This window comes from Leucobacter sp. CX169, from assembly GCF_017161405.1.
Classification (GTDB): domain Bacteria; phylum Actinomycetota; class Actinomycetes; order Actinomycetales; family Microbacteriaceae; genus Cx-87.
Genome location: NZ_CP071051.1, coordinates 983,844 through 1,000,060 on the forward strand (window position 1 = coordinate 983,844; position 16,217 = coordinate 1,000,060).

Genomic DNA, 16,217 nt, shown 5'->3' on the forward strand with positions numbered 1-16,217 from the left:
AGCGGAGTGGCGAATAGGCGTGCACTATTTCGTTTTCGGAAGATGGATGGTGAAAGTGATCCCATTCGCTTCGAGAAGGTCAAGAACTGGCTTGCTCGCGCCAACCTGATTGGTGTGCGCGCTCGGGTAGAAGTGCCAGTGTGCGTCGGTGATTACTCCAGTCTTTACGAGGTACGCATCTGAATTGATTTGCGCCTTCACCGATGATGTGAGTGAGTTGAATCCAACTTTTGATTCGTGGGCCACGCCGTCCACAAGCGCATCGAATACTCGCACGTTTGAGTTGCACACTTCGATACAAGCCATGGTGGAGGCTCGCACTTGAGTCTCGACAGACGCACCATGTGTGCCGAGTGATTGCTGCAGGCTCCTCTCGCCTGCGGCTCCGTCGGCGAGGAATCGAGAGGGCGCTCCCGCGCTGTGGCCTTCCCGCTTCAATGAAGCATCGAGGTAGTCGAGATTGGTTCGTCCGCTCTTCTGAAGTTGCAGGAGTGCCTTCTTGCTGGCGCCAGCCTCGATGAGAGGATCCCACGCCTTCCACAACTGACGAGACGCATCGATCCTTATTGACTCGGGAACTTTGTTGAGCCCCACAATCAGCGCGCCAACAGCACCAGCGAGCTCTGGGTGCTTCGCAACAAATGCGCCTGCTTTTCGGGGGATCGCTGTAGCGTCCCCCACAGCAGGGATCAGGCCCACTGCGCTGAATCCCGCGCCAACCCAATCAGCCTGAATCGCTGAGGCAATTGTGTCGCGCGCATCGGCAACACCTCCAACGATCCAGCCGATCCCGGGGATGAAGCTTGTTCCGCTACTGACAAGGTTTCCGGCAAGCCACGCCACCGAGTCTGTCCGCCATGCATCCCCTGCGAGGGCGCCCTTTGCAAAATCGCCAGCGTACTCCCAAGTAGACACTTCGACATCGACGAACAGCGGGTCGACGCCCTGGAGTTCTCTGTTCATCTCCTCGAAGTCGTCCTGGTGTCCGTCACCGTCAGTGTCGGCAACATTTGGGTCAGAACCGACTGTCAATACTTCTTGGTAGTCACTGAGTCCGTCTCGATCGGTGTCGGCGAAATACGGGCTCGTCTGGTTGTCGGCCTCTGCCGCATCGTGCAGGCGGTCATCGTCGGTGTCACCGAGTTCAGGGTTCGAGAAGCCGACAAACATGTACGTTGATCCACTCTCCCTTACCCGGTCCCCGGCCTCATCGCCGTCGAGTAGGCCATCCATATCGCCATCTGGGTCGAGCGGGTCTGTGAGAAAGGTCTCTCCGTTGTCGACTGTCCACCCAATGACCTCAACCCTGTCCGACAATCCATCATCGTCTGAGTCCGATTTGGTCGGGTTGGAGACTCCTCCATACGTAAAGGATCCTCCTGAAGACGGGAGGAGGTCCCCAGCTTCCTCACCATCAGAAAGGCCATCGCCATCAGTGTCAGGGTTATTCGGGTCGGTGAGATAGACACTGCTGGCCACCTTCCAACCGCTAGCCTCTGCGATATCCGGGAGCCCGTCCGTATCTGTGTCAAGAGTCGCCGGTATCGCCGGAGATGCAGTCGGTGCTTCCAGTAGACGCGGAACCACAGCGATTCCAGCGATTACCGCAGCCACCACGAGTCCGGCGACAAGGAAGTGCGAGCGCGAAAAATTTCTCGGGAGTAGCCATTGAGGAAGCGAGGATTTCGATCGGCGTTCGGGAACTCCCGTATCGCTGTCCTCAGGGGTGTCTTGCATCGCTTAGCTGCCCTTTTGACGGTCGTCCATCGCGTCTTTTGAGGGCGCCCTGGGCGGGATGTGCGGAACTACTCTTCTCTGTAGGAACCTACCGCGAATCACCGACTGGTCTGCCTATGCTGGCTCGTGGCAAGGGACGCGCTGGACTGCGGTGCGGAAGGCTTCATCTTGTTGCAGCCTTGTGGCCGACCGGTATCCCGACCCTGTGCTCGGAAACTCAATTCCCGAGTCTGGCAGAGAACATCCTGTGTGTAGGGGTGGAAATCCTTTGTCGGTACGGGATTCGGTCGCCGATGCCGGCTGGCTCTGCGAGTACTGCCAGGGTGGCCAGAACAAAGGCAAGCGCAAGGAGGGGCTCATCTCGTGACTATAGAGATTTTTCAGATCATCTGGCGTACTGCTTTTCTCCCCAACCTGTTCTGGACGATCCCAACGGCCGTGCTTTTCATCCTTCTTGCCGCCCCGCTCCCTGGTCGCGGTCCAGCAACCCGCAGGCGCGACCCTTGGCGCAGCTTCAAGTTCGGTGTGCGGCGCGAGCTCATGGCGCGGGCGGGGGATCGTTGCGAGGCGGCCGAGTTTGTCGCCTGGGGCCGGTGTTCGAGTCCCGCGACCGACGCCGACCACGTGTACCCGTGGTCAAAGGGCGGTCCGACCGTGCTGTCCAACGGCCAGGCGCTCTGCCGCGCACACAACACGTCGAAGAGCTCGATGACTCCGGCCTGGTGGTACCTCCGCGGGCTCGAGCGGCGCCGGGCGCAGTACTTCCCGGGAGGCGCGGATGTGCGGGTGATCGCGCAGATGGGCGATGAGGAACGGCTTGCCCGCCGGCAACCGAAGCGGGGCTCGCGGCGATCCTGAAAGGCGAGAGGCCGTCGCAATTCCCATTACGTTACGTAATGTGAAACATAATCAGGCGTGATGTTTGCTTCGCGTCCGAGGGCTTCGTAGGGTTGGGCCATTCCCACTCACGAACCCAAGGAGCCCGCAGGTGACTACCGCCGTTGACAGTCTGTTCTCGCTACTTCACGAGACGCCGGACGACGCCAGCCTGCCCGGCCGCAGCGAGGTTTTGGCTCACACCCGCGAGGCATATGCCGCACTCTATGAGACCCCGCAGGCGCTGCCCGCGAGCGTCCTCCACGGGCTCGCGACGCTCGTCGCCCGCCAGCAGGGGAGCGAGGCGCTCGCCGAGCACCACGCGCGCCTCGCCGACCCGGCCCTGCTCACGGACGAGCTGCCCGCCGACTCGAAGCTCCGCACCATCGTCGAGCACGTCGAGCTGATCACCGTCTCGCCGGCCCTCGTCGAGCGCGAAGACCAGCTCACCCTGCAACTCGCCGGCGTCACCGCCGACGAAATCGTGCTGATCAGCCAGGTCGTCGCCTACGAGAGCTACCTGCTACGTGCCGCGCACGGCCTTGAGCTGCTCACCGGGCAGGATCCTGCGCGGTACGAAGGATCGAACCGCTTGACGGTCGCCCACGGGCGCACACCGGCCGTGCAGTCGCACACCGCCCGAGGCAGCGAGATCCCTGCACACTTCACCCGCGACGTGCTGGCGTGGGAGCCCTGGGTGCCAGCGGTGCCCGAGACTGAGCTCACCGCCGAACAGGTCGAGTCATTCGCGGCGAAGGCCACCACCAACTCCGAGTACTTCCGGCTGCTCGCGCGCACGCCCGCGGTGCTGCGCGCCCGCAGCGCCCTCGATAACGCGGTCTTCCTGGGTCGCGACGGGCTGCCTCGCGGGGAGCGCGAGCTCGCGGCGGCCGTCACCAGCAAGGTGAACGACTGCATCTACTGTGCCTCGGTGCACGCCCGCAAGGCCGAGTTCCAGACCAAGCGCGCCGACGACATCGACCGGCTACTCGCGATCGAGCTCGAACGCGACGCCGACTGGGTCGCGGCCGACACCGACGCGCTGGCCGACGGCCAGGACGAGCGCTGGGCGGCCATCGTGCGCTTCGCGGCCCGCCTGTCGGAGCTGCGCCCCTCGGCCACCACAGTGGACATCGAGGCGCTGCGCGATGTCGGGCTGGGCGCCGACGAGATCGCTGACGCGGTCTTCGCCACGGCTTTCTTTGCCTGGGCAAACCGCCTGATGCTGAGCCTCGGCGAGCCCGCGATCCCGGGCACCGAACCCGGCGCGCGCGCCTAGCCCGCCCGCCTCAGCCCCCTCATTCTCGTCTGGCTCCGCCACCGGATCCCGACGCTGTCTCCACCCACCCCAAACAAAGGAACTGTCATGTCGACCATCACCTCTGCACGCCGTGCTCGAACGCTCGGGTTTACCGCTCTCGCGGGAGCTGCAGCAATGATGCTCGCCGGCTGCGGCACCGTCACACCCGAGACCGCGGCTGCCAGTGGGAACGAAGAAATCACCGTCACCGACGACCAGGGTCGCGAGATCACGCTCGACGGGCCGGCGCAGACGGCCGTTGTGCTCAACAGCTACGGCAACGAGTTCGTGCGTGCCATCGGGGCGGGCGACCGTGTCGTCGGCGTCGACAGTACCTCCCTCGAGCGCCTGCCCTACCTGGGCCTCAGCGAGCAGGACGTTGTGTCGCAGGGTCTCAATGAGCTCAACTACGAGGCGATCGCCGAGCTCGACCCCGACGTCGTCATCGTGCCGCGCAACGCCGTCTGGGAAGAGGCGGCCACCCAGCTCGAACCCTTCGGGATCCCGGTGGTCGTCGCGACCGCCTGGGACAACTCGGTCTTCGACGACACCATCTCGTTGCTGGGCGAGGTGTTCGGCGAGGAAGCGGGCGCCCAGAAGGTCAAGGACTTCCACGAGGAGATCTCGGGCGTTATTGCTGAGGGCATCGACGGCACCGAGGCGAAGCCCGTCTACCTTGAGACCGTCGACCCGTACCTCACTGTGCTTCCGGGCTCGGGCTTCCACGCCCTGATCGAGGGCGCCGGCGGCGAGAACGTCTTCGCCGACGCCGGAGGCGGCGACGTGCAAGAGGAGCTGACCGTCGAGCCCGCCGAGGTGGTGCTGCGAAACCCCGCCCTGATCCTGCACGAGTACGACCCCAGCGCGGTCCCCGTGGACGCCGCACGCTTTGAGGCCACCCGCCAAGAGATCAGCGCTCGCCCGGGCTGGGGCGGCATCGACGCGGTCGCGAATGACCAGGTGTACGTGACGAGCGGCTTCGCGACGAGCGCGCTCTCGAAGTCCATCGGCGCGCTCTACCTGGCGACCTGGCTGCACCCGGAGGAGTTCGCGGACGTGAACGCCGACGAGTACCTCGAGCGCTGGGTCACCGAGTTCCTCGACACCGACTTCGCCGGTGCCGACGCCTACGTCAGCCTGCCGGCGGGTGCCGCACAGTGACGCAGCGATTGGAACAGGTAGTGAGCACCGGGCCGGATCCGGCCGATGTCGCAGCCGCAGCCGCAGCCCCAGCCCCCGCCCCGGCGGTCGTGCCCGAACGGGCCGACCGCCGGGGCGGGGGCGCGCCCGCCACGCGTCACCGCACCCTCGCTGAGCGGTTCTCCGGCGCCCGCGGCGTGATCCTGCTCGTCTCGGTGCTGCTCTCGCTGCTCGCAATCGGCGGGTCGATCGTCATCGGCACCGCCGGCATCACCCTGCTCGACGTGTGGAAGGCCGTACAGCTGTCGCTCTTTGGCGGCACGCTCGAGGCTGACTTCGTGCGGACCTTCTCGATCATCACCGAGCTGCGCTTCCCGCGGGCCCTGCTCGCCTTCGTCGCGGGCGCCGGGCTCTCGCTCGCCGGGGCGCTCATGCAGGGGCTCCTGCGCAACCCGCTCGTGAGCCCCTTCACGCTCGGCGTCTCGCCCGCGGCCGCGTTCGGCGCGGCTATGGCGATCACGATCGCGGGCTCGAGCTCGCTGCCCTCGTGGGCGATCATTCTCAGCGCCCTTGGCGTCGCGCTCGCGGTCTCGGCCCTGGTGCTCGCGCTGGCCTCGGCCAAGCGCATGGCCGTCGCCACCCTGCTGCTGCTCGGCATCGCCATCACCCAGCTGTTCGAGGCGATGACCGCGGCCCTGCAGTACATCGCGAGCGAGAACACGCTACAGGCGATCGTGCGCTGGACCTTCGGCTCGGTGAACGACGCGACCTGGAACGACGTGTGGGTGGTTGGGGCGATCGTGCTCGTCGGCCTGCCGATCGCGCTCTGGTTTGCGAAGGACCTCAACGCGATCGCGTTCGCCGGCGACGACGCCGCGAAGAGCCTCGGCGTCAACGTCACGGTGCTGCGCGTCGGGCTCATCGGGCTCTCGGTGCTGCTCGCCTCGGTCGTGGTGAGCTTCTGTGGCGTGATCGGCTTCGTCGGGCTCGTCGGGCCGCACATCGCCCGCCTGATCATCGGCTCAGACCACCGCTTCCTGCTGCCGTTCTCGGTGCTCTCGGGCGGCCTGCTGCTGCTCGTCGCCGACACGGTGGGCCGCACGATCCTCGCGCCCGCGGTGATCCCGGTCGGCATCGTCGTCGCGTTCATCGGCGCCCCGATTTTCATCAACCTGATTTTGACGCGGAAGAGCAGTCTCAAATGAGCCTCAAAATAGACAACGTCGAGTTCTCGTACCCCAAGCACAAGGTGCTCAAGGGGGTCTCGCTCGAGGTGGCAGAGGGGAGTTTTTGCGCGCTGCTCGGGCCGAACGGCTCGGGAAAGTCGACGCTCACCAAGATCCTGGCGGGCATTCAGAAGCCGAGCGAGGGGCGAGTTAGCTTCGACGGGGTCGACCTGCTCGGTCTTCGCCGCCGAGACCACGCCCGCACGGTCGGTTATGTTCCGCAGTCGGGCGAGGCGCCCTTCGACATGACCGTGCGCGAGGCGGTGCTGCTCGGCCGCACCCCGCACTTCGGGCTGCGCCCCAGCCGGAAGGACTGGAACAAGGTCGAGGACGCGATCGACCTGCTCGGCCTGGGCGAGCTCGAGCATCGCCGGCTGTCCGAGCTCTCGGGCGGGCAAGCGCAACGCGCACTTGTCGCGCGGGCCATCGCGCAGGACACGAAGCTGCTGCTGCTCGACGAGCCCACCTCGGCGCTCGACCTGCGCTATCAGGTCGAGACGCTGCAGCTCGTCCGCTGGATCACGCGTCGGCGCGGCATCACCGCGCTCATCGCGATTCACGACCTGAACCACGCTGGCCGGTTCTGCGACCAGACGGTGCTGCTCAACGGCGGCAAGATCGTCGCCTCGGGCAGCCCGGTCGACGCGTTTGACGAAGAGACGCTGAGCGAGGTCTACGGCCTGCGCGTGACGGTCGAGAAGCGAGACGGCTACGCGGAAGTGCGCCCGGTCGTGCAAGAGATTGAGTACCAGATCTGATGGCTGAGTTTCGCGAAAACGACGCGGCCGCGGCGGTGTTCGACGTCATCATCGTGGGCGGCGGCCCGCGCGCGGTGGCGACGATCGAGCGGATCGATGCGCGGGTGCGCGCCGCGGGAGAGCCCGCGGCGTCCGCCCTCGTCATCGATGTAGTCGAGGTCGGGGCCGGGGCGACCTGGCGCACCGACCAGACGCCGTACTTCCTGAACAACACGACCTCGGCCTCGACCACGGTGTACCCCGACGAGTCGACCCCGATCGACGGGCCTGCGGGCGACGGCCCCACCTTCCTCGAGTGGGCGCGGGCAGTCGCCGAGCGCGGCAGCCACGAGGTGCCCTGGGCCGTCGAGGAGGCCCGAGAGGTGACCCCCGGCTCGTTCCCCACGCGCCGGCTGCAAGGCGTCTACTACAACGACCAGCTCGCGCGGGTCTCGCGCCTGGGCGGCGTCTCGCTCGCCCGAGCTCTCGGCACGGTCGTGGACGTCGCGCGGGCGGGGGCTGCAGACGGTGCGCGGGCAGGATCCGGGGCCGAACAGGGCAGCGACGAAGCACGCACCGTCACGGTCGCCGACGGCCGCACCTTCCTGGGCCGCGCCGTGGTGCTCGCGCAGGGAATGGTGCAGGCGCTGCCGACGCAGTCCGTTGAGCACTTCGCCGATGCGGCGGGCCGCCTCGGTCTCTTCTATATTGCGCCCGGCATGCCCGCCGAACAGCCGTGGCACCGCGTTCCGGCGGGCCAGCCTGTCATCGCGCAGGGCCTCGGCGCGAACTTCTACGACGTGGTGGCCGAGCTCACCGCCGGCCGCGGCGGCACGTTCGAACCGATCGCGGGAGCCGCACACGGACGCCTGCGCTACATGCCCAGCGGTGCCGAGCCGATCATCTTCGCCGCCTCGCGGCGCGGGGTGCCGTACCGCTCGAAGGGCGACTACGGCGAGGCGGGGGCGCCCAGCTTCACCGCGCAGATCGCCCGGCCCGATTGGTTCGACGAGCTGCTCGCATCGGCGCCGCAGTCGCTTGATTTCGGCGCGGACGTGTGGCCGTTCATCGCCGCCGAGTTCGGCCTGGCCTGGCTCACGGCCGTGGAGGCGCGGACACCCGGCACCGTCGCCGTCAGCCTGGGCGAGGCGCAGCGCGCGCTGCGGGCCGCCGCCGCGCAGGACGTCGTGTCGGCGGGATCGCGTTCGTGGCCGGGAGAGGTGGCGCACCTCGACGCGGCGCTTACCGCGCTCGTGCCCGACGAGCGCCAGCGCTTCCGCCTCGAAGAACTACGGAGGCCCACCCTCGGCGCGGCGATCACCGCGGAGGAGTGGGCAGCGCGAGTGCAGCGGCTGGTCGACGACGAGCTCGAATCGCTCGCGAGCCCCCGCACCAGCCCGCACCAGGCGGTGAGTCGAGCCATGGCAGCTCTGCGCGGACGCGTCTCGCAGCTCGCGGTGCGCGGCGTGCTCACGCCCGAGTCCGAGGTGCGCGACGTGCACGGGTGGTTCAACGCGGACAGCCTGTTCCTGGCGAGCGGGGCCCCGGCGTCGCGCGTTCGGGAGGTGCTGGCGCTGATCGATGCCGGGGTCGTGCAGCTCGTCGGCCCCGACACCCGCGTCAGAGTCGACGAGGCCGGGGGAGTGTTTCGCGCGGCGTCGAGCATCTCGGGCATCGAGGTGACGGCGCGGGCGCTCATTGAGACGCGGATGTCGAAGGGCAAGGTCCCCTCGACGAGCGACCCGCTGCTGCGAGAGCTGATCGGCCGGGGCGATGCGCGCATCCACGCGCTGCGCGGGGCCGAACGATTTGTCGAGACCGAGAGCATCGACGCGGTGCCGCGCGAGGCGCCCGCGCACCCGCTCTCGCTCGTCGACGGGGCGGGCGAGCCCGACCCGCGGGTCTTGGTGCTCGGCATTCCCGCCGGAAGCACTCAGCCGGGCAGCGCGATCGGCGCGGCGCCCGGCGTCCCGTCCCCGCTGCTCGCGGGCGCGGACCGCGCGGCCGAGGTAGTTCTTCAGCTGCGTTCGTGGGCGGGCAGCGTGAGCGCGCGGCTGGAGTCCTCCCGTCGGTGAGGGGCACCTGTTTCCAGCGGGCGGTCCGGATCCTGCCCGGTTATCCGCCGCTCAACGAAAGGTGCCGCCGATCGAACGCGAACTCTTGAGTTCGATCCGATCGGCGGCACCCCGGGGGCTGCGCTGGCAGGCGCCCTACGCGAGGACGCGCGCCCCCACGATCTCCACGAACTCGTTGATGTCGGTGTTCGTCTCCCACGTCCCTGCGAGGTCGCGCGCGGCGAGCAGCACCGCACGCGCGGCCGGGGCGCGAAGCGCGGGCTCGAGCGTCTCGATGTCGCGCACCTTCGCGGCGCCGACGATACGGCGGGCCATCTTGGCGGACGCGAACAGCAGCGCCTCTTGGCGGATGTGGTCGAGGCGGCGGCGTGCGAACGCCTCGCCGAACAGGCGAGTCTCGTGCCAGCCGGCGGCGAGGCGCAGGAACTCGGCCTCGAACGCGACCCACGTCTCGGAGACGAGCGACAGCGCCCAGGCGGCACGCTCGGCATCGCCCAGCGCGTTGGCGCGGGCGGCCGCGAAGCTGTAGTTCGCGAACAGCGCGCCGAGGTCGAACGCGATCGGGCCGTAGAACGCGAACTCCGAGTCGAACGCCTTGACCGACTCAGCAGTCTCGCCGTCGGCGCCGCGCACCATGACCGAACCGGTGTGCAGATCGCCGTGAATGAGCGCCTCAGCCTGGGTCATGAAGCGCCACTTCGCCTCGCCCATGGCCAGCGCGAACACCGGGTCGGCCGCGAGCGCGAGCGCGTCGTCGGCGTTCTCGGGCAGCACCTCGTTGCGCCCAATGTCGAACACGGGCTCCGTGAACACGAGGTCCTCGGTGATGACGCAGAGATCCGGGTTCTGGGTCGAGGCGATGCGCTGCGACACCTCGGTGCGATCGAGCCCGAGCATCGAGGTGCCGACGGCGACCGCCGCGACGTAGCGGCCGAGCTCGGCGGCCACCCCGTCGTGCCGCTCGCCGCGGTTCAGCGCGTCGCGCCACACCGAGTGGTCCGAGAGGTCCTCGATCACGATGATGAAGCGCTCGGGGTCGTACGAGATGACCTCGGCGACGAGCTCGGGCACGAGCGCGTGGTGGGTCTGCATCGACACGGCCTCGCGCGTCGCGCGCTCGGGCGTCATCGGCCAACCCTCGCCCGTCATCCGCACGTACGGCAGCGACTGCTTCAGAATGATGCTGCCGCCCTCGCTGTCCGCGACGTGGAAGACGAGGTTGAGGTTTCCGTCGCCGATCTCGCGGATCGCGGTGATCCTGCCGGCGTCAATGATCGAGTGGGTCTCGTCGCGCGAGCGGAGGTAGTCCGCGATGTTGTTCGCGTCGAGGAATTCGTAATCGTAAGACATGCTCGTCCTTTCAGGGACAGTGACCGAGGGCGCGGGCTTAAGTGGCGGGGGTGTATCTCACCTTTTTGCGCGACAGGGTGAACGAGAACAGCAGGGCGAGGATCACGACGAGGCCCTTGGCGGTGTCCTGATAGAAGTACTCGAAGCCCATCATGGTCATGCCAGTGAGCACGATAACGACGAGCACCGCGCCAAGCAGCGTGCCCCACGCGTTCGGCTTGTTCAGCCCGAGCACCGAGGTGCCCACGAGCGCGACGGCGACGGCCTCGAGCAGGCTCGAGGCGCCCGCGTTGACGTCGCCCTGGCCGATCCGGGCCACCAGAATGATGCCGGCGATCGAAGCGAACAGCGACGACATGACGTAGGCGGCGCCGCGGTGGAAGCCGACGCGGATGCCCGACAGGCGCGCGGCCTCGGGGTTCGCGCCGATTGCGTAGAGGATGCGGCCCCAGGAGGTCTTGGTGAGGATGAACCAGCACGCGGTGACGAGCACGAGCATGATGATGACCGGGATCGGCACGGGGCCGACGGTCCCGCGGTCAATCAGCAGGAAGGCAGGATCGAACTTGCCGGGGGCGACCGTGCCGTCGGGCATCGTCATGCCGGAGGACACCGACTGGCCCGAGACGGGGATCATCTTCGCGCCCTGGATGACGAACATCATGCCCAGCGTCGCGAGCAGATCGGGGATCTTGCAGACGACGATGAGGAACGCGTTGATGAGGCCGACCGCGAGGCCCGCGACGAGGACGAACGTGATCGCCATGCCGGCGGTCAGGTTGTAGAACACCATCGACATGGCGGCGAGCTGCACGCTCAGCCCCGCGATCGAGCCGATCGAGAGATCGAGGCCGCCCACGATCATGCTGAACATGACGCCGAGGCCGAGAATCGCGGTGACCGAGGCGAACTTCAGCATTGAGAACAGCGAGTTGGACGTGGCGAAGGCCGGCTCGGTGAACGCGAAGAACGCGAACGCGACCACGGTGACCGCGAGGAACCCGTACTTGACCACAATGTCTCGTACGCGATCCAGCGTGTTCAGCCGCACCTGGGCGGGAATTGCTGATGTATCGGCCACTTTAGGCCACCTCCGTCATGCTCTGAACGATCTGTTCGTTTGTAATTTCTTGGGCGCGCGCGTCGAGGGTGATGGTGCCCTCGACCATGACGATGATGCGGTCCGCCATCTCGCGAATCTCTTCCACGTCGCTGCAAATCATGACGACCGCGCTGCCGTTCGCCGCCTGCTCGCGGGCGCGCGTGGAGATCACGCGACGCGCGCCGATGTCGACGCCGCGGAACGGCTCGTCGAGCACGAGGACCTTGGGGGAACGCTGCATCCAGCGCGCGACCATGACCTTCTGCTGGTTACCGCCCGAGAGGGCGTCGACCGCCTGCTCGGGGCCGGTCGTGACGACCGCAAACTGGTCGATCGCGTGCTGCGCGCGCGAGCTCTCCTTCGCGGTGCTGAGGGTCAGGCCCTTGAGAACGTCGCTGAGGAAGGGGAGCGAGAGCGTGCGCGCCACCGACCAGCCCGGCAGCATGCCTTGCGCGGCGCGGTCCTCGGGAACGAGGTACACGCCCTGCGCGATCGCCGCCTTTGGGGAGGTGGGCGCGAAGGGGGCGCCCTGCAGCGTCATGGTGCCGCTCGTGTTTTTGCCGGCGCCAAAGATGCGCTCGGCGAGCTCGGTCTTGCCTGCGCCGATGAGGCCGATCACGCCGGTGACCTCACCGCCGCGGATCTCGAGGTCGATCGGGCGACTGGACTCGAAGATCTGGTGGCCCTCGATGCGCAGCACGGCCTCGGTGCCGCGCAGCTCGTCGAGCTGGGCGGCGTCGCTCAAGACGCCCTCGCCGAGCATCGCGGTGACTGCGGCACCCAGGTTAAAGGGGAGGGTCTGCGTGTCGACGATGCGTCCGTCGCGCAGCACCGCGAGCTCATCTGCGAGCGAGTTGATCTCGCTGAGCCGGTGCGAAACATACAGGATCGCGACGCCGCGATCGCGCAGCTTCCGCACGATCGCGAAGAGGCGCTCCGACTCGCTCTGCGAGAGGGTCGAGGTGGGCTCGTCCAAGATGAGCACCTCGGGGGTGGTGGACAGGGCGCGCGCCAGCAGGAGCATCTGGCAGTCGGCGATGCCGAGCTCGTAGACGTCCTGGCGCAGAAATGCGTCGTCCCAGTCGAGGTCGAGAGTCGCGGCGATTTCCCGCGCCCGCGGCAACAGGCTCCGCAGCGAGGCGATGCGGGCGGTCTCGCCGAGCGCGATCTCTTCGAACAGGAGGTTCTCGGCGACGCTGAGGCCGGGCACGATCGCGTCGTCGATGCGCTGGTGCACGGTGCGAATGCCGAGGCGAACGGCCCCCATGGGGGTGTCGTACTCGACCGTCTTGCCGCCCACCTGCACCTGACCAGCGGTCTGGTCGTGCACGCCCGCGAGCACCTTGATGAGCGTCGACTTGCCGGCGCCATTCGCGCCGAGCAGCGCCGTCACCTTGCCCGGAAAGAGCTGCAGGTCCACCCCTTTCAGTACTCGGTTGGGGCCGAAGTTCTTCATGAGGTCGACGAGCGCGAGCGCCGGGGTGGTTCCTGTGGGGTCCATGTGCTGAGTCCTCGAGGGGTTTGACGGGGTGCCCGCACTCGCGGGCACCCCGTTCGGTTTAGAAGGAGACGACCGGGATCCAGTCCGCGGCCGAAACTTCCGAGATGTTCAGCGACGGCTCGGCCGCGCGGAGGTCATCCATGTTCTTGATCTTCTTCTCGAGCAGCATGTCCTGGGTGACCAGGATCGGCGGGAAGTCGACCGTGTCAACGTCGAGCTCGCCGGCCATGTGCAGCGCGAGCGTGCGCATGACGGCAGCGCCGATGGCGTTCGGGTCGGTCGCGCCGGTGGCGACCCAGCGGCTGCCCTCGGCGGTCATGAGCTCGATGTCGGCGTTCGAGATGTCGGCGCCGTAGACGAGGATGTCCTCGGTGCCGGGAACCTGGTCGAGGCCGGTGAGCGTGCCCTTGGTGAACTCGTCGTACGGCGCGTAGATCGCCTTGACGCCCGGGTTCGCCTGCACCGAGGCGGTCACCATGGGGGCCGTGTCGGTCGCGGAAGAGTTGGTGAAGTTGCCCGTCTTGAACAGCTGCTTCCAGCCGTTCGCGGTGAGGGCTTCCTGCCACACGACGTCGCGGCGGTCGAGCGGGGCGATGCCGTCGTAGTTGACGTAGCCGACGTCGACGCCCTCGCCGATGTCGGCCTTCATCTGGTCGAGCACGAGCGAGGCCATGAGCGCATCGGACTGCTGCGTCTGGATGGCGTCGGGCGCGCAGGCCTGGATCTCGACGTCGTAGATGATGACGAAGATGCCCTTGTCGATGGCCTTGTTGACGCCCTCGCAGAGCGTGTCGGGGAGGCCGTGGCGCACAATGATGCCCTCGGCGCCGGACGAGATCGCCTGGTCAAGTTGCGACGCCTGCTTGGCGTTGTCGCCCTGCGCGTCGAACACCTGCAGGTCGATACCGATGGCCTCGGCCTGCTGGCGCGTGCCGTTCAGGTACTGCTGGAAGTAGTCGCCCTGGCCCGACTGCTGCACGATGGCAATCTTGGTGCCCTCGGTGTCAAACGGAGCGGGGGCGTCGGCGGTCGCTGCCGCGACGCTCGCGCCCTCGCCCGCGGCCTTCGGGGCGGCGGTGTCGCCCTGCGTGCAGCCCGCGAGGGTGAGCGCCAGGACGGCTGCGGCGCTGAGCGCACCAGCTGTTTTCATCATTCGCATCGTTGCGTTCCTTTCAATCTTCATGGTGTGTTCGGTCCTGCGGTGATCTAGCCGTTGCTCGTGGCGGGGTAGAGCGGTTGAGGCGCGCGATCGGCCTCGACTACTCCGTGCTCGGTCACGATGGCAGAGATCAGATCATGGGGGGTGACGTCGAAGGCGGGGTTGAACGCCCGAACGCCCTCGGCGGCGGCGCGGACGCCAGCGAACGAGAGCACCTCGTCGTCCGAGCGCTCTTCGATCTCGATGGCGTCGCCCGTGAGCGTCGACTCGTCGACGGTTGAGTAGGGCGCGGCGACGACGAAGGGGATTCCGGCGCGCGCGCAGGCGAGGGCGAGCGCGACGCTGCCGACCTTGTTCGCGGTGTCACCGTTGGCAGTAATGCGGTCGGCGCCGATGACGGCGAAGTCGACGAGTCCGCGGAGGATGGTCGAGGCCGCAGCGCCGTCCACCTCGACGACGTGGTTGATGCCGTCGTTCTTCAATTCCCAGCTGGTCAGGCGCGTGCCCTGCAGGAGGGGGCGCGTCTCATCGACATAGACGAGCTCGAGCTTGCCTCGGTTGTGCAGTTCGTGCAGGATCCCGTATGCCGTGCCCCACGCAGTGGTGGCGAGCGCGCCGGTGTTGCAGTGGGTCACTGCGCGCAGGGGGCGGTCCCCGACGCGGGCGAGCAGCCAGTCGGCGCCGAGCGACGAGAGCTTGCGGTTTGCCGCCTCGTCCTCAACGGCAATCGCGTGCGCCTCGGCGAGGGCGCGGTCGAAATCCCCGCCGGCGACCGACTCGACTCGGCGCGCACCCCAGGCGAGATTGACCGCGGTCGGACGGGCGAGGGCGATCGCGTCGATCGCCGCGGTCGTCTCGGCCGCGCTCCAGCCCTTGCGTGATCCCTCGAGCAGCGCGAGTGCCACGCCGTACCCGCCCGCGGCGCCGAGTGCCGGGGCACCGCGCACGGCGAGGCGGTTGATCGCGTCGATGAGCACATCGCTTGAGTCGACCTCGAGGTAGGTCTCTTCGCTCGGGAGGAGCGTCTGATCGAGCAACCGGATGTGAGACTCGGTTCCCGCGTTGACCCATTCAATTGCGCGCACCATGCGTGGTGAATCCTTTCGACGTCGCTGTCGTCCCGCAGCGAAGCGCGAGAAGATCTGTTGAGGAAAAGCTATTGGTTGTCTTACAACCTTGTCAAACGTTGTAGGGTTCTCTGTACATTAGGGCGGGTCAAGGAATCCACGAAAATGGGGCGCAATGTTGCGCAATCTTGCGGAAGGAATCAGACGTGGCAAAGCCAGGATCCCGGGTAGCGCTGGTGGGCGACGGAGTGCGGGCATCGATCCGTTCGGGGGAGTACGGTGCGGGCGATCGCCTCCCGACCGAAGCGACGCTCGCCGAGCTCTACGGCGTCTCTCGCCCGACGGTGCGGGCAGCGCTGCGCGAACTTGAGGTCGGCGGTCTCGTAAACACCCGGCACGGAGTGGGGTCGTTCGTTGTTGAACGCCCTGCGGTGCACGTGGGGCTCGAACGCCTCGATTCCATTTCCGAGTCGATTCGCGCGACCGGCAAAGAGCCGGGGATGGTGTTCAAGGCCAGGAACCTCCGGCCGCTGCTGCCCGACGAGGCCGAGAAACTCGGGGTTCCCGGGGACACGCTGGCGCTCGAACTGCGCCGAACGATCCTGGCCGACAACGTGGTGGTCGCCTTTTCGTACGACCTCATGCCGGTCGGCGTGTTCCCTGAGGGCGGCGACCCGGAATCGGTGCGGGGCTCGCTGTTCGAGTACCTCCGGGTCGACCGTGGCATGCACCCGCACCATGCCGTCGCCGAGATCCATGCCGTGCAGTCGGACCACATCGCGTGGGAGACCCCGCCCGGCCAGTCCGCCCTGTACGTCCTGCTCGATCAGGTGCACTTCGATCACGCGGACCGGGCGCTCCTGTACTCGCGCACGTACTTCCTCGAGGGGCGTTATGTCTTCTCGATCCAGCGGACGACGTAGCTGCTCGGCGTAAGAAGCTGACAA

Annotated in this window: 13 protein-coding genes; 7 read left to right on the plus strand and 6 right to left on the minus strand. The window is 67.3% G+C overall.

What is annotated here, in order from left to right:
• Nucleotides 1-24: 24 nt before the first annotated feature.
• Nucleotides 25-1,737, minus strand: coding sequence for a hypothetical protein (locus tag JW030_RS04365; protein ID WP_188044536.1), 1,713 nt, complete (start codon nucleotides 1,735-1,737; stop codon nucleotides 25-27).
• A gap of 363 nt (nucleotides 1,738-2,100) precedes the next feature.
• Between JW030_RS04365 and JW030_RS04370 the strand changes: the two genes are divergently transcribed.
• From JW030_RS04370 to JW030_RS04395, 6 genes are all read left to right on the plus strand, one after another.
• Nucleotides 2,101-2,595: an HNH endonuclease gene (locus JW030_RS04370; protein WP_188044535.1), complete on the plus strand. Its 495-nt coding sequence runs from the start codon at nucleotides 2,101-2,103 to the stop codon at nucleotides 2,593-2,595.
• A gap of 130 nt (nucleotides 2,596-2,725) precedes the next feature.
• The gene (locus JW030_RS04375; protein ID WP_188044534.1) at nucleotides 2,726-3,892 is read left to right on the plus strand and encodes a peroxidase-related enzyme; all 1,167 of its coding nucleotides are present in this window, start codon (nucleotides 2,726-2,728) and stop codon (nucleotides 3,890-3,892) included.
• An 87-nt stretch (nucleotides 3,893-3,979) separates the two neighbouring features.
• Nucleotides 3,980-5,074, plus strand: a complete 1,095-nt coding sequence (locus JW030_RS04380) for an ABC transporter substrate-binding protein (RefSeq protein ID WP_223159782.1) — start codon at nucleotides 3,980-3,982, stop codon at nucleotides 5,072-5,074.
• Between the two features lie 20 nt (nucleotides 5,075-5,094).
• Nucleotides 5,095-6,258 carry an iron ABC transporter permease gene (locus tag JW030_RS04385; protein WP_241095553.1) on the plus strand — a complete coding sequence of 388 codons (1,164 nt, stop codon included), beginning with the start codon at nucleotides 5,095-5,097 and terminating at the stop codon, nucleotides 6,256-6,258.
• On the plus strand, nucleotides 6,255-7,037 hold the full coding sequence (locus JW030_RS04390; RefSeq protein WP_188044533.1) for an ABC transporter ATP-binding protein: 783 nt from the start codon (nucleotides 6,255-6,257) through the stop codon (nucleotides 7,035-7,037). The genes JW030_RS04385 and JW030_RS04390 overlap by 4 nt, the downstream gene beginning before the upstream one ends.
• Nucleotides 7,037-9,091: an FAD/NAD(P)-binding domain-containing protein gene (locus JW030_RS04395; RefSeq protein WP_188044532.1), complete on the plus strand. Its 2,055-nt coding sequence runs from the start codon at nucleotides 7,037-7,039 to the stop codon at nucleotides 9,089-9,091. The genes JW030_RS04390 and JW030_RS04395 overlap by 1 nt, the downstream gene beginning before the upstream one ends.
• A gap of 135 nt (nucleotides 9,092-9,226) precedes the next feature.
• Here JW030_RS04395 and mtnK read toward each other — a convergent pair whose 3' ends face one another.
• The 5 genes from mtnK to mtnA are packed head-to-tail and all read right to left on the minus strand — an operon-like array spanning nucleotide 9,227 to nucleotide 15,291.
• Nucleotides 9,227-10,441 (minus strand): S-methyl-5-thioribose kinase, encoded by a 1,215-nt coding sequence (gene mtnK, locus JW030_RS04400; RefSeq protein ID WP_188044531.1) that lies wholly within the window; start codon nucleotides 10,439-10,441, stop codon nucleotides 9,227-9,229.
• A gap of 37 nt (nucleotides 10,442-10,478) precedes the next feature.
• On the minus strand, nucleotides 10,479-11,522 hold the full coding sequence (locus JW030_RS04405; RefSeq protein ID WP_188044530.1) for an ABC transporter permease: 1,044 nt from the start codon (nucleotides 11,520-11,522) through the stop codon (nucleotides 10,479-10,481).
• Nucleotide 11,523: 1 nt separating this feature from the next.
• Complete coding sequence (locus tag JW030_RS04410) at nucleotides 11,524-13,044, minus strand: sugar ABC transporter ATP-binding protein (RefSeq protein ID WP_188044529.1); 1,521 nt, start codon at nucleotides 13,042-13,044, stop codon at nucleotides 11,524-11,526.
• Nucleotides 13,045-13,102: 58 nt separating this feature from the next.
• Nucleotides 13,103-14,203 carry a substrate-binding domain-containing protein gene (locus JW030_RS04415; protein ID WP_188044528.1) on the minus strand — a complete coding sequence of 367 codons (1,101 nt, stop codon included), beginning with the start codon at nucleotides 14,201-14,203 and terminating at the stop codon, nucleotides 13,103-13,105.
• A 47-nt stretch (nucleotides 14,204-14,250) separates the two neighbouring features.
• Nucleotides 14,251-15,291: an S-methyl-5-thioribose-1-phosphate isomerase gene (mtnA, locus tag JW030_RS04420; RefSeq protein WP_188044527.1), complete on the minus strand. Its 1,041-nt coding sequence runs from the start codon at nucleotides 15,289-15,291 to the stop codon at nucleotides 14,251-14,253.
• Nucleotides 15,292-15,476: 185 nt separating this feature from the next.
• Between mtnA and JW030_RS04425 the strand changes: the two genes are divergently transcribed.
• Nucleotides 15,477-16,193: a GntR family transcriptional regulator gene (locus JW030_RS04425; protein WP_188044526.1), complete on the plus strand. Its 717-nt coding sequence runs from the start codon at nucleotides 15,477-15,479 to the stop codon at nucleotides 16,191-16,193.
• Nucleotides 16,194-16,217: the final 24 nt, after the last annotated feature.